This window comes from Streptomyces sp. DSM 116793 (genome assembly GCF_057320905.1).
Map to the genome: position 1 here is coordinate 6,149,832 of NZ_CM170494.1, position 26,046 is coordinate 6,175,877.

The window sequence follows — 26,046 nt, forward strand, 5'->3', positions numbered from 1 at the left end:
CGGCCCTTTCCGCACGTCCCGCCCCGCCCCGACGCTCTCGCCCCGCCCGACCGACGGCACGACTACCGAGGTGGACCACCCATGCCCGACGCCGCCATGCCCCACGCTTCCGTGCTCGCGTTCGTCGAGACCGGCCGGGGCAGTTTCGGCCTGCGCCCGCTGGCCCTCGCCCGGGAGCTGGGCCTCAGCCCCGTCCTCGTGACCGACGACCTGGGCCGGTACGCGGTCGACGACGCCTCGCGGGCGCTGATCGAGGGCACCGTCGACGCGGTCGTCGAGGCCGACACCCGCAGCAGCGCGTCGGTCACCGAGGCGCTGCGCGGTTACCACGAGCGCGGGGAGCTGTGCGGGGTGATGGCGGTGATCGACTACTACGTCACCGTCGTCGCCGAGACCGCGCGCGCCCTCGGACTGCCCGGCCTCGCGCCCGAGGCGGCGCACGCGGCCCGCAACAAGGCCCGCACCCGGGAGATCTGCCGTGACCTGGGCGTGCCCGTGCCCGCGTACCACCGGGTGGACTCGGCCGGGGAGGCCGTGGCGGCCGCTCGGGCCGTGGGGTTCCCGTGTGTGATCAAGCCGCTGACCGAGGCGGCCAGCATCGGGGTCAGGCTGTGCCGGACGCCCGGGGAGGTGGCGGAGCACTACGGCGTGCTGACCGCGTCCGACACCGACCTGCGCGGCCTGCCGCGGCCGGGCGGGGTGCTGGTGGAGGAGTACCTGACCGGCTACGAGGTCAGCGTCGAGGTGCTGACGACCGGTCAGGGGCCGCAGGTGATCGGCGTGACCGACAAGTCCCTCACCGCCCACCCCCACTTCGTGGAGACCGGGGAGACCTTCCCCACCCAGCTGCCCGACCGGGTGGCCGCGCAGGCGGCGACGGCCGCCCTGGACGCGCTGAAGGCGATCGGCCACGACTTCGGTGCCGCGCACGTCGAGATCAAGATGACGGCGGATGGACCGCGGCTGGTGGAGATCAACGCCCGCATGGGCGGAGCCCAGGTCGGACGGGTGATCCGGGAGGCCACCGGGCTCGACCTGCTCGCCGAGGTCATCAAGGCGCACGCGGGCCGCGAGCCGGGCGCCACGGCCTCGTACCGGGGCGCGGCGGCCTCCCGCTACCTGACGGCGGCGGACAGCGGCACCCTGCGCGCCGTCGAGGGCCGCGACCTGGTGGACCGGCTGCCGGGCGTGTGCGAGGTGGAGGTGTACGTACGTCCCGGTGCCACCGTGCGCCGCCCGGCCAGCAACGCCGACGTGCTCGGCCACCTGGTGGTCCGGGCCGGCACCCCGGCCGAGGCCGCCCGCTGGGCCGACACGGCGCTGCTGATGCTGCGGGCCGTGACGTGCTGAGCCGGCTGGCCGAGGCGCTGCCGCGGGAGCGCGGCGCGGGCTGGTTCGCGGCGGCCGCCCTCGCGAGCGCCGTGGGCATGGGCGTCTACTACCCGTTCTCGCTGCTGTACTTCCAGGCCGTGCTCGACGTCTCGCTCACCCGCATCGGCACCGGGCTCACCCTCGCCGCGCTGGTCGCGCTGCCCCTGCTGCCGCTCGCCGGGCGGCTGATCGACCGGTTCGGCCCGAAGCGGGTGCTGTTCGTCTCGACGGCCGTGCGGGCCGCGGCGTTCGGCTCGTACCCGGCCGTGCGGAACTTCTGGCAGTTCGTCGCGGTCAGTGTGCTGGTGGCGCTGGCGCTGCGCACCGAGCAGGCGGCGACGCCCGCACTCGCGGCGGCCCTGGCCGGCGACGGGCCGCCCGGACGGTGGCTCGCGCTGTCGCGGGCCATGTTCAACGCCGGCTTCGGCCTGGGCGCGCTGACCGCCGGGTTCGCGGCCTCCGCGCAGGGCGACGGGCTGATCGCGGTGGGCGTCGCCAACGCCCTGTGCGTCGCCGTCACCTCGCTGGTGTACCTGCCGCTGCCCGCCCGCCGGCCGGCGGCCGCCCGCGGGGCCGGCGGTGGCGTCGCGGCGGCCCGCCCGTGGCGCAACCGCCCGTTCCTCACGGTGGTCGCCGCGGGGGCCGGGCTGTGGGTGATCGCGGTGGGCGTGGAGACGGCCCTGCCGGTGCACCTGCTGCGGCACGTGGGCTCGCCCGCCTGGACGGTCAGCGTGCTGTTCGCCGTCAACACCGTGCTCCTCGCGGTGGCCCAGGTGCCCGTCGCGCACCGCGTGGAGCGGCTGCGTCCCGCCGTGCTGGTGGCCATGGGCGCGGTGCTGCACATCGCCCTGCTCGCCGCGCTCGTCGCCGCCGGACGGCTCACCACGGGCGTCGCCACCGCCGTCCTGCTGCTCGGCATGGCGGTGTACACGCTCGGCGAACTGCTCTCCTCGCAGGGACTGCTGACCCTGCTGACCACGCTGGCGCCCGAGCACCAGCGCGGCGCCCACCTCGCCTTCCACCAGATCTTCATCGGCTTCGCGAACGCGCTGACACCGCTGCTGGTCACCACGGTCCTGGACCGTTCCGCGACCGCGCTGTGGTGGCTGCTGGCCCTGTGCGCGCTGCTGGTCGCCGCCCTGACGGCACCCCGCCGCGGTACCGGCGGCCCGGTCGCGGCCGATGCGGAACCGAGCCACACCCGTACGACCGACCACCTCACCAACGGGAGTACCACGTGACGATCCTTCAGGCCCGACCCGTCGCCACCGGACCCGCGCACGTCATCATCGACGAGGCGCTGTCCCCCTTCGCCGAGTACCGGGCCTTCCGCCGCGGCGAGCTCGGCCGGGCCGCGTACTGCGCCTGGCTGGGCTCCGGGCAGGTGCGGCCGGAGAGCATCGGCCTGAACGAGGACCAGTTCAACCTGTCCGCGCGCCTGTACCCCAACGAGTGGGCGTACACCGACACGATCCTCCGGCAGCTGCGCGAGGGGGGCTTCATCGACTCCACCGACTACCCCGCCCACGAGTTCGCCGACCTGTACGCGGCGGTCGCCGCCACCTGGCGGCACGGCGACTACAAGACGTACATCTTCCCCGAGGAGGCGCGGCTGCTCTTCGCCCTCGCCCATGTCGTCGCCCCGCGCCGCACCGTCTTCCCCGGCTCCTACTACGGCTACTGGGCGGTGTGGGCCATGCCCGGCATCATCGCCGCAGGCGGCACCGCCACCCTGATCGACATCAACGAGGACACCATGCGCCTGGCCCGCGAGAACCTCGCGGCGCTCGGCCTGGACGAGGGCGTCGAGTACGTGACGCAGGACGCGATCGGCTACGGCCGCTCCCTCGCCGACGTCGACCTGTGCGTCCTGGACGCCGAGGGCCCCAAGGACCACCCGGACCCGCAGCTGCGCGACAAGGCCATCTACGAGCCGATCATGCGCGCCACCAGCCCCGCGGTGCGCCCCGGCGGCATGCTGGTCGCCCACAACATGCTGCTGGAGAACCTCACCGACAACGCCTACTTCGCGGGCCGCATCACCAACAACGAGCGGCAGTACGCCGGTTTCCACCGGCACCTCGACGAGGCGTACGACCTGAAGGCGGTGTTCCCGACCACGGAGGGAACCGGCGTCTACCGGCGTGCCCTGAACAGCGCGTGAGCGGCAGACGCGTGAGGGGCAGAACCGAGCGGCCGGCCGGGCACGGCACCCGCGGCCCGGTCCGGATCGAGGCCCTGGCGCCCGAGGACCTGCCCGTGGTGCGGCGGATCTACAACCACGCCGTGCGCTGGACCGACGCCACCCTCGACACCGAGGAGTGGTCGCCGGGCCGGGCGGCGGCGTGGCTGGCCGGGCACGCCGACCGCTACCCGGCCGTCGCCGCACGTCTGGACGGCCGCCTCGTCGGCTACGGCTCGCTCAGCCCGTTCGCGGCCCGCGGCGGCTACCGGGCCAGCGCCGAGATCTCCGTGTACGTCGACCCCCGCCACCAGGGCAGGGGAGTGGGCGGGGCACTGGTGGCCTGGCTCACCCGGCACGCCGAGCGGAGCGGTCTGGCGGGCGTCCTCGCGGTGATCACCTCGACCAACGAGCGGTCGGTCCGCCTGTTCACGGGGGCCGGCTACCGCCACCGGGGCGTGCTGGAGAGCATGGGCTACAAGCGGGGCCGCCTGGTCGACCTCTCGCTCTACCAGCGGCCCTTCGCCGCCAACGCGGACCACTACCGGCGGCTCGGGGCGGCGGCGGGGGAGTACGAGCGTGCGGTGGACGAGCAGGCGGACACGGTGGCCGAGCTGCTGAAGCGCCCGCCGCTCGCCCGCCTCGACCCCGCACGGCCCGTGGTGTTCGCCGGGGCCGGCGCGTCGGTGCACTCCTGCCGCGTCGCGGCGCAGTGGCTGCGGTCGCTCAGCGGCGGGCGGGTGCGGTCGGCGGCGGTGCACGCCGAGGACGTGACGGCGTGCGGCCTGCTCGGACCCGACGACCAGCTGGTGCTGGTGGGCGACGGCGCCGCGCCGCCGGCCGGGCCGACCGCCGCCGTGGTGTGCCCCACCGCCGTCCTCGGGGCCGGGGACGGCGGCCTGCCGCGCCCGGCCGCACGGGCCGCGGAGCTGACCGCGCTGCTGCGGCTGACCTGGGCGGCGCTCGCCGGGCACCCGGACGAGCCGGTCACCGACGACCTGCCCGACGCGCTGCGCCGCACCCTCGACCTCCCCCTGTCCCCGGACGCGGTCAAGGCCGTGGCGGGCGCGGATCCGGTGCGCCTGCTCGTCGTCGGCGGCGGCCCGGACGAGCCGGTCGCCGCCGAGGCCGCGCTCGCCCTCACCCGCGCCACCCACCGCCCGGCCGCTGGGGTGCACCCGGACGCCGTCCGCGAGGAGCTCGCGGCCGTGTCCCCGGCCGGCTCGGTCGGCTGCGTGCTGCGCCCGAACGGCCCCGGCGGGCCGCTGGCCGACGCGCGCGCCGCGCTGCTGCGCTCCCTCGGCGCACCGGTGTTCATCAGCAGTGACGACAAGGAGAGCGACATGCCGTTCGCCTCGGTCCCCCCGCTCCTGCGGCCCTTCGTGGTCGCCGTGCCTCTCCAGCGGCTGGCCGCCGCGGCCGCCGAACGGCTCGGGACGAGCCCGGGGGCGGGCCGCGCCGACTCGGAGCCGTGGAGCAGCGCGTACCGCACGCACGCCGAGGAGGCCCGGGCATGACCGATCCGGTGACCGAGGAGTACGTGCGCGCCTGCGCGGAGCCCGGCAGCCCGCTGCGGCACGTGGTGCGCGACACCGTGCTGCCGCCGGCGTACGAGGCGTGCTGGCGGGCGCGGACCCTGCCCAGGCCGCTGTTCGTGCCCGAGGCCGGGATGGCCGGGGCGGCCCGGAAGGTCGAGACGCTGTTCCGGCTGATCGGGGAGCTGCCCGAGCGGGTGTTCGAGGGGGACCTGGACCACTACTGTGCCGTCCTCGGCATCGAGCCGGCGCGGGCGGCCGTGCTGCGCCGGTTCGCCGCGGGCCGGCCGGTCCGCTACGGCCGCGCCGACCTGTACCACGACGGCACCGCCTTCCGGATGCTGGAGTTCAACATCGCCAGCGACCTCGGCGGCACCGACCGGGCCGAGTTGCAGCGGGCCCTGCTGGGCACCCCGGCCTTCCGGGAGTTCGCCGCGCGGCACGACCTGGGCTACGTCCACACCGGCGAGCGGATCGTCGAGTCGCTGCGCGCCGCCGCGCGGGACGCCCTCGGCGAGGAGGCCCCGAGCGTCGCCGTCGTCGCCACCGCCGCCGGCCTGGTCCGCTTCCGGCACCTGCTGACGGCGTTCACGGAGATGACGCGAAGGCTCGGGCTGCCGGTCCGGCTGTGCTCCCTCGACAGCGCACGGGAGCGCGGCGGACGGGTCGTCGTGGGCGACGCGGAGACGGACGTCGTCCTGCGCTTCTTCACGGTCGACGACGTGTGCGACGACCCCGGTGCCGCGCGCGTCGCCGAGACGCTGTTCCGGGCGCACGAGGAGCGCCGGCTCGTGCTGTTCACGCCGATGGACAGCTCCCTGTACTCCAACAAGGGCACGCTGGCGCTGCTCTCCGACCCGGCCCTGGGCGGCCATCTGACGGCGGCCGAGCGGGACCTGGTGGACGAGTTCCTGCCGTGGACACGGCTGCTGGGCGGCCCGGGGAACGGCGCGGACCTGCTCGCGTACTGCGTCGAGAACCGCACGGACCTGGTGGTCAAGCCGCTCCGGGACTTCGGCGGCAGCGGCGTCCTGGTCGGCTGGGAGACGGACGAGCGCGAGTGGCGCGAGGCGGTCGCCACCGGGGCCGCCAAGGGGCACTGCATCGTGCAGCGGCGCGTGGTGCCGCGGGCCGAACCGGTCGTCTCACCGGACGACGGCGGCGTCCGGGACTGGATCGCGACCTGGGGCGTCTTCGTGACGCCCGCCGGCTACGCGGGCACGGACGTGCGGGCGTCGCCCGCCGGGGCGGGAGCGATCGTCAACTATGGTACGAACCCTTCGACCTGCACCACGGGCGTCTTCACCTACGCGGCCCAGGACCACCAGGAGTGACCACCGATGATGATCCACCCGTGGGACGCGGCGTTCCACGACGGAGAGTGGCGCGCCTGGCTGGCGGAGGGCCGCGACTTCGGCCAGCTGCTGGTCAACGGTCCCGACGGACGCCCGCCCCTGGCACTGCCCACGCACTTCCTGCTGGCCGGCGACGAGCTGCTGCTGCACTTCGCCCGGGCCAACCCGGTGTGGGAGGCCGTCGCGGCCCGGCCGGCGGTCGCCCTGAGCGTCGTCGACGACTACACGTACATACCCGCCGCGTGGCGGGCCAAGGACGGCGAGCCGGACCGGCACGGCGTCCCCACCACGTACTACGCGTCCGTCCAGTTCGCCGGTGAGGCGCGGATCGTCTCCGACCCGGAGGAGAAGGCCGAGCTGCTCCGCCGCCAGCTCGCCCACCACGAGCCCGCGGGCGAGCACGGCCCGGTCGCGGTGGGCCGGCCGCCCTACGGCCGCCAGCTCTCCGTGATCCAGGGCCTGCGCATCCGGATCACCTCGGTGGCTGCCAAGTTCAAGTACGACGACCACCGCCCGGTGGAGCAGCGGGAGGCCATCGCCCGACGGCTGGGGGAGCGGGCCGGTCAGGGCGACGCGGCGGCGGCCCGCCAGCAGATGCGGAGGCTGGCGGAAGGGGGCGTGACGGACGGGGTGTGACGGCCGGGTGGTGACGGCCGGGCGGTGACGGGCGGGCGGTGACGGGCGGTGCGTGGGGGAGAGGCGTGGGGGGACGGCTCGTGACAGGTGATGCGTGCGCATGGTCGTGAGAGACAGGGGATGCGTGCGCACGGTCGCGAGAGAGTCTTCGCAGGGAGCGTACGGGCGGCGCCGGCCGCGTTCATCCGCGGCTCAGTCCACGACCTGCCCCAGCCCCGACCTCACCGCGTGCGCCAGGTCGTCGGCCAGCGCCCGCACGTCCTCCTCGCCCTCCCACGCCACCGTCACCCGGAGCCCCGGCCCGCCGCGCATGCGGAAGCGCGCCCCGGGAGCCACCAGCCGGCCCCGCGTCAGCAGCGCCCCGAACGCCGCCGTCTCGTCCGGCACCGGAACCCACACGTTCAGCCCCGAGGCGCCGTGCGCACGCACCCCCCGCTCGGCCAGCGCGGCGAGAAGCTCCCGGCGCCGTGCGCCGTACCGCCCCGCCGCGCCGGCCAGCGCCGCCCGGGTGCCCGGCGCCTGCGCCACCGCCGCCACCAACCGCCGCAGCGCCCCGCTCACCTGCCCGCCCCGGACCCGCTGGCGCGTCGTCATCCGCCGCACCGTCTCCGCGTCCCCCGCGACCGTGGCGAGCCGCAGGTCGGGGCCGAGCACCTTGGACGTGGAGCGCACGTGGACCCAGCGGCCGGTGCCCCCGGCCAGCGTGTGCAGGGGGGTGCCCGCCACCGCGGACGCGTAGTCGTCCTCGATCACCAGGGCGTCCGGCCGGCCGGCGAGGGCCTCGCGCAGGCGCGCCGCGCGCCGGGCGGAGAGGGCCGCTCCGGTCGGGTTCTGGGCGCGCGGGGTCACCACCACAGCCCGCGCCCCGGACGCCAGCACGTCCCGCAGCGCCCCGGCCAGCGGCCCCTCGTCGTCCACCGGGACCGGCACGGGCGTCAGCCGCAGCGCCGCGAGCAGGTCGGACAGGCGTGGCCATCCCGGGTCCTCGACGGCGACCGGGTCGCCGGGCCGCAGCGCGGTGCCGAGGGCGAGTTCGACGGCGTCGAGGGTGCTGTGCGCGACGGCGGTGTGGTCGCCCGGGACACCGTCGGCCACCGCCGCCGCGTGCAGGGACGCGGCGGCCGGCTCGCCGTCCTCGGCCAGCGCCCGCAGGACGTCGCCGGGGGCCGGGACCGGCAGGAGTGCGCGCGGGGGCAGTCCGCTGGACAGGTCCTGCACCCCGTCCGGAACGTGTGCCGCGGCGGCCGGGACCAGGTCGGTGTGCGGGCGGACCCGGCTGCCGCGCCGGCCGTCGGTGACGATGACGCCCCGCTCCCGCAGCAGCCGGTAGGCCGCGGCGACGGTGTTCGGGTTGACGCCGAGGTCGGCGGCCAGCTGCCGCATCGGGGGCAACAGCTCACCCGGGGCCAGCCGGTGGTCGGCCACCGCCTCCTCGACGCTGGCGGCGATCTCCCGCGCCCCGCGCCCGGCGAGGACGACCGGTCCCCGTGCGGTCACGACACCGAGGCCCGCGCGGCCACCGCACCGTCCGCACCGGCCCGGGCGCCCGTCTCCGCCGCCGCGGACAGCCCCGCGAGCCCGAGGAAGTTGGCGAGGAGCCGCCGTACGTTGCGCTGGTACTCCCGGTGGTGCTTCGGCGCGTTCACCGCCGCCGCGGCGACCACCTCGGCCGGAACCGCCTCACCGGGCGGCGCGTCGGCCGCGGCGGCCAGCCAGTCGAGCAGCAGGGCGGCCGTCAGCTCCACGTGGAACTGCACGCCGTACGCGCACTGGCCGATCCGGAAGGCCTGCCGGCCCGGGTCCTGGTCGGACACGGCCAGTGCCTCGGCGCCGGGCGGCAGCGTGAAGGAGTCGGTGTGCCACTGGAACATGTGCGTCTCGCGTGGCAGCCCCGCGAACAGCGGATCGCGCGCTCCGGCGTCGGTCAGGCGCACCGGGCAGAACCCGAAGCTCATCTCCTCGCCGGCGACGATGTCACCGCCCATGGCGTCGGCCAGCAACTGGGCGCCCAGGCAGATCCCCAGGCACGGCACGCCCTCGGCCACCGCCTGCCGCAGCAGCCGCTTCTCCTGGGCGAGGTAGGGGTGGTGGTCCTCGTCGGCGGCGTTCTGGCCGCCGCCGAGCACGATGACGGCGTGGTACGCGAGCGACGACGGCAGGGCGTCCCGCGCGGCGAGGACGACGTCGCACTCCACTCCGAGCTCCCGCAGCGACTCGCCTATCTCGCCCTTGGGCGCGGTGACGCTGTTCTGGATGACCAAAAGCCGTGGCACGGTGTCCTGCCTCCTGCTGGGTCCCGATCCTTGAGTACGTGTCGTGGTCGTGAAGTCGGATGCGTGACGGGCGTGATCGGGAATCCGATCACGGGCCTGGCCATGCACGTGGCCATGGACGTGGTCCGGAGCGGCCACCGGTGCGCGTCACGTGCGGTCGAAGTAGGACACCACGAGACCGACCGCGACGGCCCACATCATGCAGCCGATGACCACGTCGAGCACCCGCCACACGGACGGCCTGCGGAACAGCGGCGCGAGCTTGCTCGCCCCGTACGACAGGGCGAAGAACCACGACGTCGACCCCGCCATCGCCCCCACCGCGAACGCCGCCCGCGACAGCCCCTCGTGCTGCGCGCCGATGCCGCCGACCAGGACCACCGTGTCCAGGTAGACGTGCGGGTTGAGGAGGCTCAGCGCGAGGGCGGCCAGGGCCGCGCTGCGCACCGAGGACGTCTGCGCCTGCCCCTGGACGTCGTCGAGGCTCTTCGGACGGCTCGCCGAGCGGAACGACGACAGGCCGTAGTAGCCGAGGAAGGCCACACCGCCCCAGGTGGCGATCGCGGTGACCGTGCTGCTGGCCGCGATCGCCGTACCCACCCCGGCCACGCCGACCGCGATCAGCGCCGAGTCGCAGAGACTGCTGACCGCGGCCACCGTCAGGACGTGCTTGCGCTGCAGACCCTGCCGGATGACGAAGGCGTTCTGCGCCCCGATGGCGATGATGAGGCCGGCGCTCAGGGCGAATCCCTGCGCGAGTGCTCCGATGATCAAGGGGTGTCCTCTCGCGGCTTCGGTGCTGCGGGTGCAGAGCGAACCTACCGCCGCGCCAGGAGGGCCGGTCCGGGGCCACGTTGACCGCATCGGCCATGGCACTCGGCGGCCACGTCCAGAGGCCCGAAGTGCTGGTAGGACTGGTGGTCGGCGCCACGAGGGCGCCCCGGCGACCCGGACGTCCGACCAGCCGTGCCCCGGCCCCGCCTTCCCGCCGCATGCCCGCTTTGCGCCGCATGCCCGTTTCCTTAAGGCCCCCAACCCCGATGAGGAGTGGTCCCACGTGCCCGTCACCACCGACCGGGACACCGCCGAGGAGCTGGCGTCCGTAGCCCGTGCCCTGTACGCGAAGGGCTGGCTGGAGGGCACGTCAGGCAACCTCTCCGTCCGGCCCCGGCCGGCCGAGGACCTGGCCCTGCTGACCGCGAGCGGCCGCGCCAAGGGCGAGCTGACCGGCGCGGACGTCGTGCCGGTGCGGGTGAGCGACAGCCGCCCGCTGGACGCCGGCGGGCCGCGGCCGTCGGCGGAGACCACCATCCACACCGCCCTGTACCGGGCCCTGCCCGACTGCGGTGCGGTGATCCACGCCCATGTGCCGTACGCCACCGCCCTCGCCTCGCTGGCGTCGACGCGCGGCGAGGACGCCGTGCGGATCACCGGGTTCGAGCTCATCAAGGGGTTCGGCCTGGCCGACCCGTCCCGTACGGCCGTGCCGGTCTTCGCCAACTGGGCGGACGTGCCGCGCATCGGCGCCGAGGTCGAGAAGCACTTCCGCCGCCCGCCGGCCGACGCGCCGCCCGCCCTGCTCATCTCGCACCACGGGGCCACCGTCTGGGGCCCGGACCTGGGCTCTGCCCGCAACCGCCTCGAGTGCCTGGAAGGCCTCGCCCACCTGCTGCTGCTCACCGACCGAGCGGAGAGGACGTCGCGATGACGCTGCTGCGCACCATGCCCGAACAGGACCCGGGGAGCACCCTCCTGGTCACCGAGGACCCGGCGAAGATCGCCTCCGCGCTCGCCGAGTACGGCGTCCACTACGAGCAGTGGGACACCGACCGGGGCCTCGCGGCCGACGCCGGCGAACAGGCCGTGCTGGACGCCTACCGGGTGGAGATCGACAAGGTCGCGCGCGAGGGGTCCTACACCCTGATCGACGTGGCCCGCATGCGGCGCGACGACGGCGACGAGGCGTGGTCCGGGAAGGCGGCGGCAGCGCGCGCGAAGTTCCTGGAGGAGCACCGGCACGCCGAGGACGAGGTCCGCTTCTTCGCCCAGGGCCGCGGCTGCTTCTACCTGCACATCGAGGACCGGGTGCACGCCGTGGTGTGCGAGGCGGGCGACCTGCTGTCGGTGCCGGCCGGCACGGTCCACTGGTTCGACATGGGCAGCGAGCCCGATTTCACCGCGGTGCGGTTCTTCCAGACCGAGGACGGGTGGGTCGGCGACTTCCTGCCGGAGTCGGTCGCCTCCCGCTTCCCGGACCTCGACCAGATCTGGGCCGAACGCCCGTGAGGGCGGCCGAGTCGGACGTCACGCTCGACATCGTCCTCGACATCGAGGGCACCACCAGCTCCCTGAGCCATGTGCGCGACGTCCTCTTCCCGTACGCGCGGGCCCGGCTGGCCGCCTGGCTGGAGCGGCCGCTGCCGGAGGTCGGGCAGGTGGTGCGCGAGGTGCGCGCCCTGGTGGGCGGCGCGGACGCGGGCGTTCGCGGCGCGGCCGGCGGCACCGGCGCGGACGTCCTTCCCGTCCTGCTCGACTGGCTCGACAGGGACGTGAAGGCGCCGCCGCTGAAGACCCTCCAGGGCCTGATCTGGCAGGAGGGGTACGCCAGCGGGGAGCTGACCTCGCACGTGTACGCCGATGTGCCGCCGGCGCTGGCCCGCTGGCGGCAGGCCGGACACCGCCTGCACGTCTACTCGTCGGGCTCGGTGCTGGCGCAGCGGGAGTGGTTCAGGCACACCGACCACGGCGACCTGCTGGCGCACTTCACCCGGCACTTCGACGCCTCCGACCCCGGCCCGAAGACGTCCGTGGACTCCTACCGGAGCATCGCGCGGCGGCTGGCCGCCGACCCCGCCCGGATCCTGTTCTGCTCCGACCACCGGGGCGAACTGGACGCCGCCCGCGAGGCCGGCTGGGCCACCCTCGGCCTCACGCGCCCGGACGGCGGCGCCACCCCCGTCACCGGACACCCGACGGCCGCCGACTTCACCGACGTCGACGTGACGACCCTGACGGCAAGGAGCAGGTCCGTTGCCTGACACCGCTCTGCACCCCCGGCACGGCGCCCTGGAGACCTCGGTGTTCTCCGAGATGACCGAGATCGCCCTGCGCACCGGCGCGATCAACCTCGGCCAGGGCTTCCCCGACAGCGACGGCCCCGCGTTCCTGCTGGACGCCGCGCGCCGCGCGATCGGCGAGGGCGCCAACCAGTACCCGCCGGTCACCGGCCTGTCCGCGCTGCGCACCGCGATCGCCGAGCAGCGGCTCGCCGAGTACGGCCTCGGCTACGACCCCGGGACCGAGATCGTCGTCACCATGGGCGCCACCGAGGCGGTCACCGCCGCCCTGCTCGCCCTGTGCGGCCCCGGCGACGAGGTGATCGTCATGGAGCCGTACTACGACGCCTACGCGGCCGCCATCTCCCTGGCCGGGGCCCGGCGCCGCCCGGTGCTGCTGCGGCCCGGCGGCGACGGCTTCGGCTTCGACCCCGAGGAGCTGCGCCGCGCGGTGACGCCGCGCGCCCGCGTCCTGCTGCTCAACAGCCCGCACAACCCCACCGGCAAGGTCTTCACCCGCGAGGAGCTCGAACTGATCGCGGCGCTGTGCCGGGACAACGGCCTGGTCGCGGTCACCGACGAGGTGTACGAGTACCTCACCTACGACGGCGTGCGGCACGTGAGCCTGGCCACGCTGCCGGGGATGCGCGAGCGCACCCTGGCGGTGTCCTCGGCGGGCAAGACGTTCAACGTCACCGGCTGGAAGGTCGGCTGGGCGTGCGGCCCCGCCCACCTGGTGCGGGCGCTGACCTCCGTGAAGCAGTTCCTCACCTTCGCCGGCGCGGGCCCCTTCCAGCTGGCCGTGGCGGAGGGCCTCGCCCGCCGTGCGGAGACCGTCCCCGGGCACCGGGCCGAGCTCGAGGCGCGGCGCGACCTGCTCGTCGCCGGGCTCGGTGCGGCCGGTATCCGCGTCCACCCCTCGCAGGGCAGCTACTTCCTCCAGGTCGACGCCCGCTCCCTCGGCGACGCGGACGGCAGGCGGCTGAGCCGGGAGCTGGCCGAGCGGGCCGGGGTGGTGCTGCTGCCCAGCGTCGCCTTCTACGACCACGAGGACGCCGGCCGCTCCCTGCTGCGGATCGCCTTCTGCAAGCAGCGCCCCATCCTCGAAGAAGCCGTCCGGCGCCTGACCGCGTACGCCCGCGGCGACGCCACCGCCCCCACCCTTGAGGAGTCCCCGCTATGAGCACCAGCGCCGCGCCCGTACGGGCCGAGATCGCCGTGATCGGCGGCAGCGGCTTCTACTCGCTGCTCTCCGACGCCCGCGAGGTGCACGTCGACACGCCCTACGGCGCCCCGTCGGGGCCCCTGCTGGTCTCCGAGGTCGGCGGCCGCCCGGTGGCGTTCCTGCCGCGGCACGGACTGCACCACGAGTTCCCGCCGCACCGCATCAACTACCGGGCCAACGTCTGGGCGCTGCGCTCCGTCGGCGTGCGCCAGATCCTCGCGCCGTGCGCAGTCGGCTCGCTGCGCCCCGACTACGGCCCCGGCACGCTGCTGGTGCCCGACCAGATCGTCGACCGCACCTCCGGGCGCGTCCAGACGTACTTCGACGAGGGCGGGGTGCACGTCCCGTTCGCCGACCCCTACTGCCAGGCGGGCCGGGAGACCGTGCTGAAGACCGCGGCCGGCCGGCCGGGGCCGCATCCGGTGGACGGCGGCGCGATGGTCGTCATCGAGGGCCCGCGGTTCTCCACCCGCGCGGAGTCCCGCTGGTACGCCCGGCAGGGCTGGCCCATCGTCAACATGACCGGCCACCCCGAGGCCGTCCTCGCCCGCGAGCTGGCCCTCTGCTACACGACCGTGGCGCTCGTCACCGACCTGGACGCCGGCACCGAGGCCGGCGACGGCGTCACCGCGACCGACGTCTTCGAGGTGTTCCGCGAGAACACCGAGCGGCTGCGGGGCCTGCTGCTCGACGTCATCCCGAACCTGCCGACCACCCGGGGCTGCGCCTGCGTGCGGGCACACGACGGCCTGACGCTGCCGTTCGACCTGCCCGAGTGAGCCACCCGGCCCGGACCGCCCGAGCGCACCCCAGGCGCCGTCCGTCCGGGCCGGCCACCCGAGCCGCGTCCCCGGGCCGTCCACCCGGACCGCCCGCCTGAGCCGCACCCCCGAGCCGCCCCCCGAGCCCCCCACCGAGCCGTCCACCGAGCCGCCACCTGAGAGGAAGCCGCCATGTCCCTGGTCAACGTGCACAACGAGTGGGACCCGCTGGAGGAGATGATCGTCGGTGTCGCCGACGGCGCCCGCGTCCCCTCGCCCGACCTCGGCCTGTTCGCGCTCGACTACTGCGAGCAGCACGACACCCCCGACCGGATACCGACGGGACCCTACGAGCGGAAGGTCATCGACGAGGCCAACGAGGACCTCGAAGGCCTGGTGACGCTCCTGAAGGGCGAGGGCGTCACCGTGCGCCGGCCCAAGGTCACCGACCACTCCGTGCCGTTCGCCACGCCCGACTGGTCCGCCGACGGCGAGTACAACTACTGCCCGCGCGACGTCATCCTGCCGGTCGGGCGGACCGTCATCGAGACCCCGATGGCGCTGCGCACCCGCTACTTCGAGCCGCTGGCGTACAAGGACATCCTGCTCGACTACTTCAAGAGCGGCGCCCACTGGATCTCCGCGCCCAAGCCGCGCCTCCTCGACGACACCTACCGGGTGCGCCCCGAGACGGGCAACGCCCTGAACAACCTGGAGCCGGTCTTCGACGCCGCCAACGTCATGCGCGTCGGCAAGGACATCGTCTACCTCGTCTCGTGCAGCGGCAACGAGATGGGCGGCGAGTGGCTGCAGCGCACCCTGGGCGACGAGTACCGCGTCCACTTCCTGCGCGGCGCCTACGAGGGCACCCACATCGACACCACCATCATGGTGGTGCGGCCGGGCCTGGTCGTGCTCAACCCCGAGCGCATCACGGCGGACCAGATCCCGCTCTGCTTCAAGAACTGGGACATCATCTGGTGCCCGGAGATGGCAGACACCGGCTACGCCTGGGACTACCCGCGCGCCTCCATCTGGCAGGGCATGAACTTCATCATGGTCCGCCCCGACCTCGCGGTCATCAACGACAAGCAGGTGCCGCTGATCCGCGAGATCGAGAAGCGCGGCATCGACGTGGCCCCGCTGCCGATGCGCCAGGCCCGGACCCTCAGCGGCGGCTTCCACTGCGTCACCGTCGACGTCCGCCGCCGCGGGACGCTCGAGGACTACTCGTGAGCCTCCTCAGTCCGCCCGGTCCGCCCGGTCAGCCCGCGCTGACGGCCATCAGGGAAGGAACCAGCCAGCAGTGAGCCGCCGCCTGTTCACGTCCGAGTCCGTCACCGAGGGACACCCGGACAAGATCGCCGACCAGATCAGCGACACCATCCTCGACGCCCTGCTGCGCGAGGACCCCGCCTCCCGGGTCGCCGTCGAGACCCTGATCACCACCGGCCAGGTGCACGTGGCCGGAGAGGTCACCACGAAGGCCTACGCACCCATCGCCCAGCTGGTGCGCGACAAGATCCTCGAAATCGGCTACGACTCCTCCACGAAGGGCTTCGACGGAGCCTCCTGCGGGGTGTCGGTGTCCATCGGCGCACAGTCCCCGGACATCGCGCAGGGCGTCGACCTGGCGTACGAGTCGCGGATCGAGGGCGCCGCGGCCGGCGGGGAGGCGGACGGACTCGACCGGCAGGGCGCGGGCGACCAGGGCCTGATGTTCGGCTACGCCACCGACGAGACGCCGACGCTGATGCCGCTGCCGATATTCCTCGCCCACCGTCTGGCGCACCGCCTGACGGAGGTCCGCAGGAACGGCACGGTCCCCTACCTGCGCCCGGACGGCAAGACGCAGGTCACCATCGAGTACGACGGCGACCGGGCGGTCCGCCTCGACACGGTCGTGGTCTCCTCCCAGCACGCGGGCGGCATCGACCTGGACTCCCTCCTCGTCCCCGACATCCGCAAGCACGTCGTGGACCACGTCCTGGACTCACTGCGCGCCGACGGCATCGAGCTGGCGGTGGACGGCCACCGGCTGCTGGTGAACCCCACCGGGCGCTTCGAGGTCGGCGGGCCGATGGGTGACGCGGGCCTGACCGGCCGCAAGATCATCATCGACACGTACGGCGGCATGGCCCGGCACGGCGGCGGTGCGTTCTCCGGCAAGGACCCGTCCAAGGTGGACCGGTCGGCGGCGTACGCGATGCGGTGGGTCGCCAAGAACGTGGTCGCCGCGGGCCTCGCGCGCCGCTGCGAGGCCCAGGTCGCCTACGCGATCGGCAAGGCGGAGCCGGTCGGCCTCTTCGTCGAGACGTTCGGCACCGAGCAGGTCCCCGTGGACCGTATCCAGCGGGCCGTCACCGAGGTCTTCGACCTCCGCCCGGCCGCCATCATCCGCGACCTGGACCTGCTCCGCCCGATCTACGCCCGGACCGCGGCCTACGGCCACTTCGGCCGCGAGCTGCCCGACTTCACCTGGGAGCGCACGGACCGCTCGGACGCGCTGCGCACGGCGGCGGGGCTCTGAGCCGAGGGGCGCGGGCGGCGTGCCGGGCCGGCCGCGGGGGCGCCGGAGGGGTGCTCCGCGGGGCCCCGGCCCTGCGGGCTCTCCTCCCTGGGGATCGCCCCCTCGGTACCAGCCCTTGGGACCGCCACGACCGTGGACGCGGTCGTGGCGGCCGGGCGCCTGGCGGCGGCCGGGCGCCCGGCCGCCACCTGGCGTCGTCGCGCGGTCGCGCCACACCACGTACGGCCGGGCGGCGGCCGGGCGCCGTCGCCCGCCGCGACCCTCCGCACGGCGGTGCCGAGCCGCTGCGTCAACGCCAGGTGGTCGCCTCCGTGGCGCGGATGCAGTACTGCTCCCAGGTGCCCTTGCGGTCCGGCTTGGACGCGGGCAGGGCACACACCTCGATCGTGAAGTCGTGCGGATCGGGGATGGCCACCATCCGGGTGAACTGGTCCGTGTCGTAGTTGATCGTCGCTTCCCGTACCGGGCCGCCCACCGCCTGGACCGTGACCCGGTCACCGGGCTCTCCGGCGTTGATCCGGCCCCACGCCGCCCGGCACCGTGTGCTGTAGCGGGCCTCCAGCAGCACCGGGTTGTCCGCCACGGGCTTCCAGCCGGCGGCGTCGCTGCCGCACCCCTCGTCCTCGGGGTTCCGGCCGTCACATGCCTCCCCGGGACACGTGGGCGGCTTGTCCTCCTCCGTCACCTCGGTCGTCACCACGGTCACCACGCCCGTGGCGATGGCTCCCACGACGACCGCCAGCAGTGCGTTCCCGCTGTTCCTGGACAACCAGGCACCGGTCCGCCGAACCCGCTCACCTACCGGCATCCCCTTCCCCCTGCCGCCGCCGACACCAGACTGGTCGAGAGGTCCGGCTTACCACGGGGAGCGACCGCATTTCGGGGCACGCGGAGCGCTTTGACGTGATTCCATCCTGATTCGACCTGAAGAACCGCATCTAAAGACCCGTCCGCCGGGCGCCTCGGCGGCTCCGAGCTGGAGCGGTGCTCCGGCACGTCCATGGCCATGAAGAAGCCGGCGGGGCGGAGACCTGCGCGACCAGCCCCGACCTGCCGCTGGCCGGGCAGCGGACCGTAAGGGGCTCGGCGCGGTGGCCCGCCGCGGGCGCACCGCGCGTGCCCGGCCCCGTGCGTGACGCGGGAGGCTCCCGGGGCAGGATGAGCGCATGAGCTTTCAGGCTTCCAGGATCCGTGACGACTTCCCCGCCCTCCGGGACGGCGTGGCCTACTTCGACGGGCCGGGCGGCACGCAGGTGCCCCGGCAGGTCGCCGAGGCGATGGCCGAGGCGATGTGCTCGGGCATCTCCAACCGCGGCACGGTGACGGCCGCCGAGCGCCGTGCCGAGCGGATCGTCGGCGACGCCCGGCAGGCCATGGCGGACCTGCTCGGCTGCGATCCGCGCGGGGTGGTCTTCACCCGGTCGGCGACGCAGGCGGCGTACGACGTGTCCCGGGCGCTGGCCCGGCGGTGGTCCCCCGGCGACGAGGTCGTCGTCACCCGGCTCGACCACGACGCCAACATCCGGCCGTGGGTCCAGGCCGCCGAGTCCGCGGGCGCGGTGGTGCGGTGGGCGGGGTTCGACCCCACGAGCGGCGAGCTGGGCACCGACGCCGTCCGTGACGCGCTGTCGCCCCGCACCAGACTGGTGGCGGTCACCGGGGCGTCCAACGTGATCGGCACGCGCCCGGACATACCGGCCATCGCCGACGCCGTCCACGCGGTGGGGGCGCTGCTCTACGTCGACGGGGTGCACCTCACACCGCACGCGCCGGTCGACGTCGCCGCGCTCGGCGCCGACTTCTACTCCTGCTCGCCGTACAAGTTCTTCGGCCCGCACCTCGGTGTCGTCGTCGCGGACCCCGGCCGGTGGGAGGAGCTGCGCCCGGACAAGCTGCTGCCCTCGACCGACGCGGTGCCCGAACGGTTCGAGCTCGGCACCCTGCCGTACGAGATCCTCGCCGGCACCGTCGCGGCGGTGGACTACCTCGCCGCCCTGGCCTCGTCCGCGGCGGACCGCCGGGGCCGGCTGCTGGAGTCGCTGCGCGCCGTGGAGGCGTACGAGGAGGAGCTGTTCGCGGAGCTGCTGGCGGGCCTGTCGGGCATCGCGGGGGTGCGGTTGCACGGCGCGCCGGCCCGCCGCACGCCTACGGTGCTCTTCTCCGTGACGGGCGTGCCCGGCGGGGAGGTCTACGAGCGGCTCGCGCGGCTCAGGGTGAACGCGCCGGCGGGCAGCTTCTACGCGCTGGAGGCCTCGCGCGTGCTGGGCCTCGGCGACACGGGCGCGGTACGGGCGGGGCTCGCCCCGTACTCGGACGGCGAGGACGTGCGGCGACTGCTCGCCGGTGTCGCAGAGGTGGCCCGATGAACCGCGGGGTGCTGGTCACGGGCGCGTCCCGGGGCATCGGCCGGGCCGTCGCGGAGGCGTTCGCACACGCCGGGGACCGGGTCGCGGTGCACTACAACAGCTCCGGCGAGGCTGCCGAGCAGGTGGTGGCGTCGCTCCCCGGCGAGGGGCACCTCACCGTCCGGGCGGACCTCGCCGACGCGGACGCGGTGCGGCGCGCCGTGGACGGCGCCGCCGAGGGCCTGGGCAGGCTGGACGTGCTGGTCAACAACGCCGGCGTCTTCCTCGCGCACCCGCCGCTTCGCACCTCGTACGAGCAGTGGCAGGCGGCCTGGTCGGCGACGCTCGCCACCAACGTCACCGGAGCGGCCAACGCCACGTTCTGCGCGGTGCCGCACCTGGTGGCCGCGGGCGGCGGGGTGGTCGTCAACGTGTCGAGCCGCGGCGCGTTCCGCGGCGAACCGGACTGCCCGGCGTACGGCGCGTCCAAGGCCGCGCTGAACGCCTTCGCCCAGTCGATGGCCGTGGCGCTCGCCCCGCGGAACATCAGCGTGGCCACGGTCGCCCCCGGCTTCGTGGAGACGGAGATGGCCCGCCCGGTCCTCGACGGCCCCCAGGGCGAGGCGGTACGACAGCAGTCCCCGTTCGGCCGCGTGGCCCGCCCGGAGGAGGTCGCCTCCGCCGTCCTCTGGCTGGCCTCCCCGGAGGCGGCCTTCGCCAGCGGCACCATCGTGGACGTCAACGGCGCGTCGTACCTTCGCAGTTGAGAGCCGGATCGGGAGGGGGCACTCCTCAGGACGACGGGGGCGGAGTCCGCTTCCGGCCCGGGCCGCAGCGCCTGCGTGCTGAGTGCCGAGTGCCTGGGCCCGCCGCCCCCGAGGGCCCGCCCGACCAGCGGGCCCCGGGGATGGCGGGGGTCAGGCGGACTGGGCGGCTGCCTGGTGGGGGGTGAGGCGGGGGCGCGAGGCCAGGAGGGTGTGCGGGGAGGCCGACGGGGTGGCCGGGTCCGGTGGGCGGCGGGTGTGCCAGTCGGTCGTCGCCTGGTAGGCCGCGGCGATCTCCAGGAGGCGGTCCTCCTCGTAGGGGTGGCCGCCCAGGATGGCGCCCTGGGGGATGCCGTTCTCGAAGCCGATGGGCAGCGCCAGCTCGGGCAGGCCGAGGATGTCGAACGGGACGGGGCCGGTCTGCAGCAGGGCGTCGCAGTGGCCCATGACACCGTCGAGCACCGCGCGCAGCAGGTGGTTCTTCGCGCGCTGGGCGGTGATCCACTCGTCGCCCGAGAGCATCAGGCCCTGCAACCAGCTGAGGAGTGAGACGCCGAACTTGCGCGGGTCCTGCCGGAGCCAGTACCGGAAGGGCTCCGTCCGCTCGCACAGCCGGGCGTCGTTGAACGTGCCCGTCAGCAGGCCCCAGTCGTCGGGGTACGCGGCGTCGACGAGGGTGATCCCCGGGAGCGCGTCGAGCGCCGTCAGGAAGGCCTTCGCGGTGGGCGTGGCCGACGAGGTGAACTCGGCCGGGACGCCGATGCGGGTCGCCCTGCGCATCCGCACCCGGCCCGCCGCGGTGACCGGGGTCGCGGCGCGCACGAGGTCGGGCAGCGGGGGCAGGCCGAGCGTGCGCGGGTCATGGGGGTCGGGCCCCGCCAGGACCGTGAGCATGAGGGCGGCGTCCAGGGCGTCGCGGGCGAGCGGCCCCGAGTGGTCCCGGGTGTAGGACAGCGGGATGATGCCGTGCGCGGAGGTCCGGCCCATGGTGGGCTTGAGGCCGGTGAGGTTCTGCCGGTTCGAGGGCTGGACGATGGACCCGCCCGTCTGCGTCCCGATGGAAGAGGTGGCCATCCGGCCGGCGACGGCGCAGGCCGGGCCGGTGGAGGAGCCGCCGGGGTCGACGCCGGGATCGCCGGGCGTCCAGGCGTTGACGGTGGTGACGGTGCCGTTCGGGGTGGTGGCGCGGGTGGTGGCCAGCGGCCCCATCTGGCCCTTGCCCAGGACGATGCCGCCCGCGGCCGTCAGCCGGGCCACGCCGGTGGCGTCCTGGTCGGGGACGAAGTCCTCGAAGATGAACGAGTTGCAGCGGGTGGGGACGCCCGCGGTGAAGTAGTTGTCCTTGACGCACAGCGGGATGCCGCTGAGCACCCCGCGCGGTCCTTCGCCCCGGTCCGCCGCGCGTGCGGCGCCGCGCGCCGCGTCCGCCGTGACGGTGGCGTAGGCCTGGTAGACACCGTCGAAGGCGGTGATACGGGCGAGATGGGCCTCGACGAGCGTGCTCGCGGTCAGCTTCCGGCGCCGCATAAGCACGGCTGCCTCCGCGAGCGTGGCCTCGGTGGGATCGCGGCGGGCCGCCTCCCGCACGTCGATGTCGGGCACCGAGGGCCGCGCCACGGCGGGGGAGGCGGCGGCGACGGAGGCCGTGGCGGCGGAGGCCGCGGACGCGGACGCGTCGGCAGACGCGGCGGCGGAGGGCAGGGCGGCGGAGGGCAGGGCGGTGGCGGGCAGGGCGGTGGCGGTGGCCGTCGCGGTCAGCGCGGCCGCGGAGCGGGCCAGGAACACCCTGCGCCCCTCGTCGCGGGCGGTCACGCGCCCGCCCCGGGGCGGGACTCGGTGCGGCCCTCGTCGATCGAGGGGTACAGCACCGGCGGCACGGCCTGCTGCGCGTAGGCCCAGGCGGGGCTGCCGTCGGCGGGCGGGGTCCAGCCGCCGATCGCGGCGGGGGTGGTGGAGACGAAGGCACGCAGCGAGGCCATCGCCTGGTCGCGGGTGGGGACGCCCGTGGCGGGGTCGGGCCGCTCGGGCAGCAGGCCGAGGTCGACCCCGGCCAGGGCGAGTCTGGTGTGTATGTAGGCGTCCAGCTGTTCCTGGGTCGGTTGTTCTAGGGCGGGCGGCTGCGGCTGGCTCACGAGGACCTCCAGGGGTCACCGGGCGGGGTGCGGGGGGCGGCAGTTCGCGACTTCACCACCCGTCGATGACCGTCCCGTTGAGATCATGCTTCACGGCGGTAACGCGTGGCGACGCGCGCGGTGAGCGCCCGGAGGGCGTCGGTCGTGGACGTGACGGCCTCCTGCGGCACACCGCGGAACAGCTCCTGCTGGGCCGCGCCGCAGGCCCGTACCGCGCGCTCCGCGAGATCGGCACCCGCCGCGGTCAGGCAGACCCAGGACACCCGGCCGTCCTCGGTGTCCGGACGCCGCTCGACGAGCCCGCGGGCGGCCAGGTGCTTGAGCACCTTGGCGGTGCCGCCCGAGGAGAGCAGCAACTCGTCGGCGAGGTGGCTCGGCTTCATGCGGTACGGAGGGCCGCACCTGCGGAGGGCGGCGAGGACGTCGTACTCGGCGACCGTCAGCGCGAACGCGCGCAGTTCGGCGCCCGTCGCCTCCGCCAGCGCGGCGGCGAGCAGGGTGATCCGTTTGGCCAGCTCCGTGGCCGGCCCGACGACCTCGGGCAACTCGCGCCGCCACGCCTGGACGACTTGGTCGACCCGGTCGGGGGTGCCCCCGCCGGCCCGATCGACCGGCTCCGCCCGTCGGCCCACGTGGGCCTCCTTCCCTTCACCCGTGGCCACTGCCTATCATCCTATCTGCCTCGCCGGAAAGCTATCTGGAGAGTCAAGGTGTGAAGGAGGTGACCGGGCATGCCGGCGTATGTCCTCTCCGAGGTGGAGATCCTGGACGAGCGGCGCGCGGACGTCTACCGCCGGCTGGCCGCCGCGTCGATCGCGCGGTACGGGGGCCGCTACCTGACGCGTGGCCGCCGCCCGGATGCGGTGGAGGGCGACTGGCCCGGCTCCCGCCGCATGATCATCGTTGAGTTCCCCTCGATGGCCGAGGCCCGGCGGTGGTACGCCTCCGCGGAGTACGCCGAGGCACTGGAGTACCGCCAGGACGCCCTGGACCGCCGACTGTTGTTCGTCGAGGGCGGGACGGAGGCGTGAACCGGCCGGAGACGGCGCCCTGTCCCGCACGCCCACCCCGCTCGGAAGACCGGGGCCTGTCGGTGAACCCCCGTCTCCCGCGCGACGCCATGAACGCTCTCTCGCCGCGCGGGCGTACATATGCCGGCCGAGGGCCGCACCTGGCGGTGGTGGAGGACGCCGAGCCGCGCGAGGAGGACCAGAAGCCCCACCGTCGCGTCTTCACCACCATCTCGTGGCCGGAGGAGTGGATACCTCCAGAGGACGAGACCTTCCCACCGGACAGGTCCAAGGAGTCGCAGGCGCAGCTGCTCATCTGCCTGGTGGATGTGCGGTTGCGAAGCGACACACCGATTGGCACGTGCGACTACGCCACGGTGCGTAGTGAGGTGTTCCCGGCGACCTTCACCTTCAAGGTGTACGAAACCAGGACAGCGCGGTTGGTCACGACGTTCACGCTTCGGGGCGACGAGACCGCTGACCTGTCCTGCCCGTCGAACTTCTCCCACTACGCCGACGAGGAATGGGTCGAAATCGCGCAGTTCTACAAGGACAAGACACTGTTCGATCGACTGCGCCCGCTGATCACGGGTCCTGCCCGTTGACGGATGGCGCCGGGTCCGGCTCGCCTGAAGAGGTCAGCGGGTCAGATCCCCCCGGTACGAGGGCTTCGCGCCCGGCATGCCGAGAGCACGCGCCTCCCGCCGCGCAGCCCGCCCTCCGGGCGAACGACGGGAGCTCGATGACAGCCCCTGGCCGCCCCTAGCCGCGCCCGGCCCGCTGGTACGCCGCCCAGAACTCCTCGAACGACACCGTGCCGTCGCCGTCGGTGTCCTGCCGGTCAAGGAGTGCCTGCGCCTGCTCCACGGTGAGGTCCGCGGCGCCGAGCTCCGCGAGGACCTGATGGAACTCGGCGGACGTGAGGAACCCGTCCTTGTTGACGTCGAAGGTGTCGAACACCGTGCGTGCCGTGTCGATGCCGGCCACTGCCATCACTCCTCGTGCGCGGGATGTGGATCAACGGCCGCACAGCTTAGACGCCCCGGCGGACAGCCCACCGGGGCGCACGGCCCGGACCCCTTTCCCACGGCGCTCCGGGACCACCGCCCGGACACCCCCGCCCGGACACCCCCGCCCGGGCCGACCCCGTAGGACGACCGCGCCCGAGTGGCCGGATGCTGCCGTTCAGGCGGCCGACTCGTGCTGCTGACGTGTCGGTGCCGGCGCCGTACGGTACGGGGGCCGGGGGTGTGCGCGGCGGGGAGTCGGGTTCTCGCCGGGGGACGGGAGGTGCCGCGGATGGCGGACGTGGCGGCGGGCGGGCGGCGCAAGATCGAGTGGGCGGCGGCGCCGGGGGTGCGGGCAGGGGACGGGGAGTGCCCGGTGCACCAGGGGCCCGACGGCGTCTGGCAGGTGCGCGGGTACGCCGCGGCGCGGGCCGTGCTGCGCAGCACCGACACCGTGCAGGCGGGGCTGGGCGTCGAGACGATGGAGCGGATGCCCGCGGCCTTCCGGCGGCCGGTCCTCTACCGGGACGGGCCCGAGCACCGCGAACACCGCCGCCAGACGGCGCGCTTCTTCACCCCGCGCCGGGTCGCCGAGCACTACCGCCCGATCATGGAGCGGGTCGCCGAGGCCCAGCTCGCGACCTTGCGTGCGGCGGGCGAGGCCGACCTGTCCCACCTCGGCTTCCGGCTCGCCATCGAGGTCGCCTCCGCGGTCATCGGGCTCACCGAGAGCAGGCCGGGCATCCAGCGCCGCCTTGAGCGCTTCTTCCCCGAGAAGTTCGGCACCCCGGGCCTCACCAGCCCGAGCGGGCTGTACTGGATGGTCCGCCAGAACGTGAACTGGCTGCGGGTCTACGCCGCGGACGTCCGGCCGGCGGTGCGGGCCCGGCGCGCCCGGCGCCGCGACGACCTCATCTCGCACCTGCTGGACGAGGGGTGCTCGGCAGGCGAGATCCTCGGCGAGTGTCTGACGTTCGCGGCCGCCGGCATGGTCACCACCCGGGAGTTCGTGAACGTCGCGGCCTGGCACCTCTTCACGGACGCCGCACTGCTCGCGCGCTACCGTGCGGCCGGCGAGCCCGAACGGCTGGCCCTGCTGGACGAGATCCTGCGCCTCGAACCCGTCATCGCGATGCTCCGCCGCCGCACCACCGCCCCCGTCGACCTGCCCGCGGAGGAACCGGACCCCGGCGCCGCGCGCGACGTCGCCGGCGGTCCCGGCCAGGACCCCACCGGCTCCGGGCGCACCCTCGACCGTGTGCGCCCCGGCAGCGGACACGACCCCGGCCACCCGGGTCCCGGCCCCCGCCCCGTGACGCTGCCGGCCGGTGCGCTCGTCGAGATCCATGTGGACAGCGTCAACGTGGACCCCGGCGCCGTCGGACCCGACCCGGAGCGCCTGTGCCCCGGCCGGGGCGGCGGGGGCCGGCGGGGCGCCGCCCCGCCCGTGCTCTCGTTCGGTGACGGTCCCCACCGCTGCCCCGGCGCCGACATCGCCATCCTGGAGACCGACGTCTTCCTGACCCGCCTCTTCGCCGAGCCCGGCCTGCGGATGCGCAGCGCGCCCCGCGTCGGGTTCAAACCGGCCATCCGCAGCTACGAACTCCGGGACTTCACCGTCGTCCTGGACCCCGTCTGACGTCCGGCGCTCCCCGGCCACCGGGCGCCGTCGTCCACCCGGCGCCCGCGCTCCTCCCCGTGCGTCCGGCCCGGTCGCCGCCGCCACCCGCCGCTCTCGCCCGGGCCCCCGCCCGACCGGCCCCGCCCCCGCACCCACCCGGCCGTACCCACACACGTGTTCGCGCCGTCTTCACGGTCGGCGCATGAAGCCACCACCACAGGGGCACCCGCAGGACCGGAGGTG

At 74.7% G+C, this 26,046-nt stretch carries 26 protein-coding genes; 18 read left to right on the forward strand and 8 right to left on the reverse strand.

The features are described from left to right. The first annotated feature begins 81 nt into the window (after positions 1 to 81). Genes ACSMXW_RS24165 through ACSMXW_RS24190 form a run of 6 tightly spaced genes read left to right on the forward strand, consistent with a single transcriptional unit; the run spans position 82 to position 7,079 of the window. A complete protein-coding gene (locus ACSMXW_RS24165) occupies positions 82 to 1,350 on the forward strand; it encodes an ATP-grasp domain-containing protein (RefSeq protein ID WP_485799283.1) in 1,269 nt (422 codons plus the stop codon). After that, positions 1,344 to 2,612 carry an MFS transporter gene (locus ACSMXW_RS24170; protein WP_485799284.1) on the forward strand — a complete coding sequence of 423 codons (1,269 nt, stop codon included), beginning with the start codon at positions 1,344 to 1,346 and terminating at the stop codon, positions 2,610 to 2,612. The genes ACSMXW_RS24165 and ACSMXW_RS24170 overlap by 7 nt, the downstream gene beginning before the upstream one ends. Next, positions 2,609 to 3,535: an O-methyltransferase gene (locus ACSMXW_RS24175; RefSeq protein ID WP_485799285.1), complete on the forward strand. Its 927-nt coding sequence runs from the start codon at positions 2,609 to 2,611 to the stop codon at positions 3,533 to 3,535. Before ACSMXW_RS24170 ends, ACSMXW_RS24175 begins: the two co-directional genes overlap by 4 nt. Before the next feature lie 11 nt (positions 3,536 to 3,546). Then, a complete protein-coding gene (locus tag ACSMXW_RS24180) occupies positions 3,547 to 5,070 on the forward strand; it encodes a GNAT family N-acetyltransferase (protein ID WP_485799287.1) in 1,524 nt (507 codons plus the stop codon). Continuing rightward, positions 5,067 to 6,422, forward strand: a complete 1,356-nt coding sequence (locus ACSMXW_RS24185; RefSeq protein WP_485799288.1) for a hypothetical protein — start codon at positions 5,067 to 5,069, stop codon at positions 6,420 to 6,422. The genes ACSMXW_RS24180 and ACSMXW_RS24185 overlap by 4 nt, the downstream gene beginning before the upstream one ends. A 6-nt stretch (positions 6,423 to 6,428) precedes the next feature. Continuing rightward, positions 6,429 to 7,079 (forward strand): FMN-binding negative transcriptional regulator, encoded by a 651-nt coding sequence (locus tag ACSMXW_RS24190; protein WP_485799289.1) that lies wholly within the window; start codon positions 6,429 to 6,431, stop codon positions 7,077 to 7,079. 192 nt (positions 7,080 to 7,271) lie between these two features. On the opposite strand, the gene ACSMXW_RS24195 is transcribed toward ACSMXW_RS24190, so the two are convergent. From ACSMXW_RS24195 to ACSMXW_RS24205, 3 genes are all read right to left on the reverse strand, one after another. Continuing rightward, positions 7,272 to 8,576: an aminotransferase class I/II-fold pyridoxal phosphate-dependent enzyme gene (locus tag ACSMXW_RS24195; RefSeq protein ID WP_485799290.1), complete on the reverse strand. Its 1,305-nt coding sequence runs from the start codon at positions 8,574 to 8,576 to the stop codon at positions 7,272 to 7,274. Further along, positions 8,573 to 9,352: a type 1 glutamine amidotransferase gene (locus ACSMXW_RS24200; RefSeq protein WP_485799291.1), complete on the reverse strand. Its 780-nt coding sequence runs from the start codon at positions 9,350 to 9,352 to the stop codon at positions 8,573 to 8,575. The genes ACSMXW_RS24195 and ACSMXW_RS24200 overlap by 4 nt, the downstream gene beginning before the upstream one ends. A gap of 147 nt (positions 9,353 to 9,499) precedes the next feature. Beyond that, positions 9,500 to 10,126, reverse strand: a complete 627-nt coding sequence (locus ACSMXW_RS24205; RefSeq protein ID WP_485799292.1) for a LysE/ArgO family amino acid transporter — start codon at positions 10,124 to 10,126, stop codon at positions 9,500 to 9,502. Positions 10,127 to 10,409: 283 nt separating this feature from the next. Between ACSMXW_RS24205 and mtnB the strand changes: the two genes are divergently transcribed. From mtnB to metK, 7 genes are all read left to right on the forward strand, one after another. Further along, positions 10,410 to 11,060, forward strand: a complete 651-nt coding sequence (gene mtnB, locus ACSMXW_RS24210) for a methylthioribulose 1-phosphate dehydratase (protein ID WP_485799293.1) — start codon at positions 10,410 to 10,412, stop codon at positions 11,058 to 11,060. Continuing rightward, complete coding sequence (locus ACSMXW_RS24215) at positions 11,057 to 11,638, forward strand: 1,2-dihydroxy-3-keto-5-methylthiopentene dioxygenase (RefSeq protein ID WP_485799294.1); 582 nt, start codon at positions 11,057 to 11,059, stop codon at positions 11,636 to 11,638. Before mtnB ends, ACSMXW_RS24215 begins: the two co-directional genes overlap by 4 nt. Further along, positions 11,635 to 12,390, forward strand: coding sequence for an acireductone synthase (gene mtnC, locus ACSMXW_RS24220; protein ID WP_485799295.1), 756 nt, complete (start codon positions 11,635 to 11,637; stop codon positions 12,388 to 12,390). The genes ACSMXW_RS24215 and mtnC overlap by 4 nt, the downstream gene beginning before the upstream one ends. Positions 12,391 to 12,442: 52 nt before the next feature. After that, the gene (locus ACSMXW_RS24225) at positions 12,443 to 13,591 is read left to right on the forward strand and encodes an aminotransferase class I/II-fold pyridoxal phosphate-dependent enzyme (RefSeq protein ID WP_485808265.1); all 1,149 of its coding nucleotides are present in this window, start codon (positions 12,443 to 12,445) and stop codon (positions 13,589 to 13,591) included. Beyond that, positions 13,588 to 14,412 (forward strand): S-methyl-5'-thioadenosine phosphorylase, encoded by an 825-nt coding sequence (locus ACSMXW_RS24230; protein ID WP_485799296.1) that lies wholly within the window; start codon positions 13,588 to 13,590, stop codon positions 14,410 to 14,412. The genes ACSMXW_RS24225 and ACSMXW_RS24230 overlap by 4 nt, the downstream gene beginning before the upstream one ends. A 174-nt stretch (positions 14,413 to 14,586) precedes the next feature. Continuing rightward, positions 14,587 to 15,630, forward strand: a complete 1,044-nt coding sequence (locus tag ACSMXW_RS24235; protein ID WP_485799297.1) for an inosamine-phosphate amidinotransferase 1 — start codon at positions 14,587 to 14,589, stop codon at positions 15,628 to 15,630. Between the two features lie 70 nt (positions 15,631 to 15,700). Then, positions 15,701 to 16,924, forward strand: a complete 1,224-nt coding sequence (gene metK / locus ACSMXW_RS24240) for a methionine adenosyltransferase (protein WP_485799299.1) — start codon at positions 15,701 to 15,703, stop codon at positions 16,922 to 16,924. A gap of 289 nt (positions 16,925 to 17,213) precedes the next feature. On the opposite strand, the gene ACSMXW_RS24245 is transcribed toward metK, so the two are convergent. Further along, complete coding sequence (locus ACSMXW_RS24245) at positions 17,214 to 17,693, reverse strand: DUF2690 domain-containing protein (protein WP_485799301.1); 480 nt, start codon at positions 17,691 to 17,693, stop codon at positions 17,214 to 17,216. A 397-nt stretch (positions 17,694 to 18,090) separates the two neighbouring features. Between ACSMXW_RS24245 and ACSMXW_RS24250 the strand changes: the two genes are divergently transcribed. Both ACSMXW_RS24250 and ACSMXW_RS24255 read left to right on the forward strand, forming a co-directional pair. Next, positions 18,091 to 19,290, forward strand: coding sequence for a cysteine desulfurase-like protein (locus ACSMXW_RS24250; RefSeq protein WP_485799303.1), 1,200 nt, complete (start codon positions 18,091 to 18,093; stop codon positions 19,288 to 19,290). Next, positions 19,287 to 20,036 (forward strand): SDR family NAD(P)-dependent oxidoreductase, encoded by a 750-nt coding sequence (locus tag ACSMXW_RS24255; protein WP_485799305.1) that lies wholly within the window; start codon positions 19,287 to 19,289, stop codon positions 20,034 to 20,036. Before ACSMXW_RS24250 ends, ACSMXW_RS24255 begins: the two co-directional genes overlap by 4 nt. A 150-nt stretch (positions 20,037 to 20,186) precedes the next feature. On the opposite strand, the gene ACSMXW_RS24260 is transcribed toward ACSMXW_RS24255, so the two are convergent. The 3 genes from ACSMXW_RS24260 to ACSMXW_RS24270 all read right to left on the reverse strand — a co-directional run bounded on the left by ACSMXW_RS24260 (position 20,187) and on the right by ACSMXW_RS24270 (position 22,797). Then, positions 20,187 to 21,845, reverse strand: a complete 1,659-nt coding sequence (locus ACSMXW_RS24260; RefSeq protein WP_485799307.1) for an amidase — start codon at positions 21,843 to 21,845, stop codon at positions 20,187 to 20,189. Further along, complete coding sequence (locus ACSMXW_RS24265; RefSeq protein WP_485799309.1) at positions 21,842 to 22,165, reverse strand: hypothetical protein; 324 nt, start codon at positions 22,163 to 22,165, stop codon at positions 21,842 to 21,844. The genes ACSMXW_RS24260 and ACSMXW_RS24265 overlap by 4 nt, the downstream gene beginning before the upstream one ends. An 83-nt stretch (positions 22,166 to 22,248) precedes the next feature. Continuing rightward, a complete protein-coding gene (locus ACSMXW_RS24270) occupies positions 22,249 to 22,797 on the reverse strand; it encodes a MarR family winged helix-turn-helix transcriptional regulator (RefSeq protein WP_485799310.1) in 549 nt (182 codons plus the stop codon). Positions 22,798 to 22,896: 99 nt separating this feature from the next. On the opposite strand from ACSMXW_RS24270, the gene ACSMXW_RS24275 reads away from it, so the two are divergent. Together ACSMXW_RS24275 and ACSMXW_RS24280 are read left to right on the forward strand one after the other, a co-directional pair. After that, entirely contained in the window at positions 22,897 to 23,196 is a 300-nt protein-coding gene (locus tag ACSMXW_RS24275; RefSeq protein ID WP_485799312.1) for a DUF1330 domain-containing protein, read from the forward strand. 89 nt (positions 23,197 to 23,285) lie between these two features. Further along, the gene (locus ACSMXW_RS24280; protein ID WP_485799314.1) at positions 23,286 to 23,780 is read left to right on the forward strand and encodes a hypothetical protein; all 495 of its coding nucleotides are present in this window, start codon (positions 23,286 to 23,288) and stop codon (positions 23,778 to 23,780) included. Positions 23,781 to 23,937: 157 nt separating this feature from the next. Here ACSMXW_RS24280 and ACSMXW_RS24285 read toward each other — a convergent pair whose 3' ends face one another. Continuing rightward, on the reverse strand, positions 23,938 to 24,162 hold the full coding sequence (locus tag ACSMXW_RS24285) for an EF-hand domain-containing protein (protein WP_485799316.1): 225 nt from the start codon (positions 24,160 to 24,162) through the stop codon (positions 23,938 to 23,940). Between the two features lie 312 nt (positions 24,163 to 24,474). On the opposite strand from ACSMXW_RS24285, the gene ACSMXW_RS24290 reads away from it, so the two are divergent. Then, positions 24,475 to 25,821 carry a cytochrome P450 gene (locus ACSMXW_RS24290; RefSeq protein WP_485799318.1) on the forward strand — a complete coding sequence of 449 codons (1,347 nt, stop codon included), beginning with the start codon at positions 24,475 to 24,477 and terminating at the stop codon, positions 25,819 to 25,821. Positions 25,822 to 26,046: the final 225 nt, after the last annotated feature.

Coding starts and splice junctions, on each gene's coding strand:
- ACSMXW_RS24165 (WP_485799283.1), top strand. CDS start 82: ATGCCCGACGCCGCCATGCCCCACGCTTCCGTGCTCGCGTTCGTCGAG.
- ACSMXW_RS24185 (WP_485799288.1), top strand. CDS start 5,067: ATGACCGATCCGGTGACCGAGGAGTACGTGCGCGCCTGCGCGGAGCCC.
- ACSMXW_RS24190 (WP_485799289.1), top strand. CDS start 6,429: ATGATGATCCACCCGTGGGACGCGGCGTTCCACGACGGAGAGTGGCGC.
- ACSMXW_RS24215 (WP_485799294.1), top strand. CDS start 11,057: ATGACGCTGCTGCGCACCATGCCCGAACAGGACCCGGGGAGCACCCTC.
- ACSMXW_RS24225 (WP_485808265.1), top strand. CDS start 12,443: ATGACCGAGATCGCCCTGCGCACCGGCGCGATCAACCTCGGCCAGGGC.
- ACSMXW_RS24230 (WP_485799296.1), top strand. CDS start 13,588: ATGAGCACCAGCGCCGCGCCCGTACGGGCCGAGATCGCCGTGATCGGC.
- ACSMXW_RS24235 (WP_485799297.1), top strand. CDS start 14,587: ATGTCCCTGGTCAACGTGCACAACGAGTGGGACCCGCTGGAGGAGATG.
- ACSMXW_RS24250 (WP_485799303.1), top strand. CDS start 18,091: ATGAGCTTTCAGGCTTCCAGGATCCGTGACGACTTCCCCGCCCTCCGG.
- ACSMXW_RS24255 (WP_485799305.1), top strand. CDS start 19,287: ATGAACCGCGGGGTGCTGGTCACGGGCGCGTCCCGGGGCATCGGCCGG.
- ACSMXW_RS24275 (WP_485799312.1), top strand. CDS start 22,897: ATGCCGGCGTATGTCCTCTCCGAGGTGGAGATCCTGGACGAGCGGCGC.
- ACSMXW_RS24280 (WP_485799314.1), top strand. CDS start 23,286: ATGAACGCTCTCTCGCCGCGCGGGCGTACATATGCCGGCCGAGGGCCG.
- ACSMXW_RS24290 (WP_485799318.1), top strand. CDS start 24,475: ATGGCGGACGTGGCGGCGGGCGGGCGGCGCAAGATCGAGTGGGCGGCG.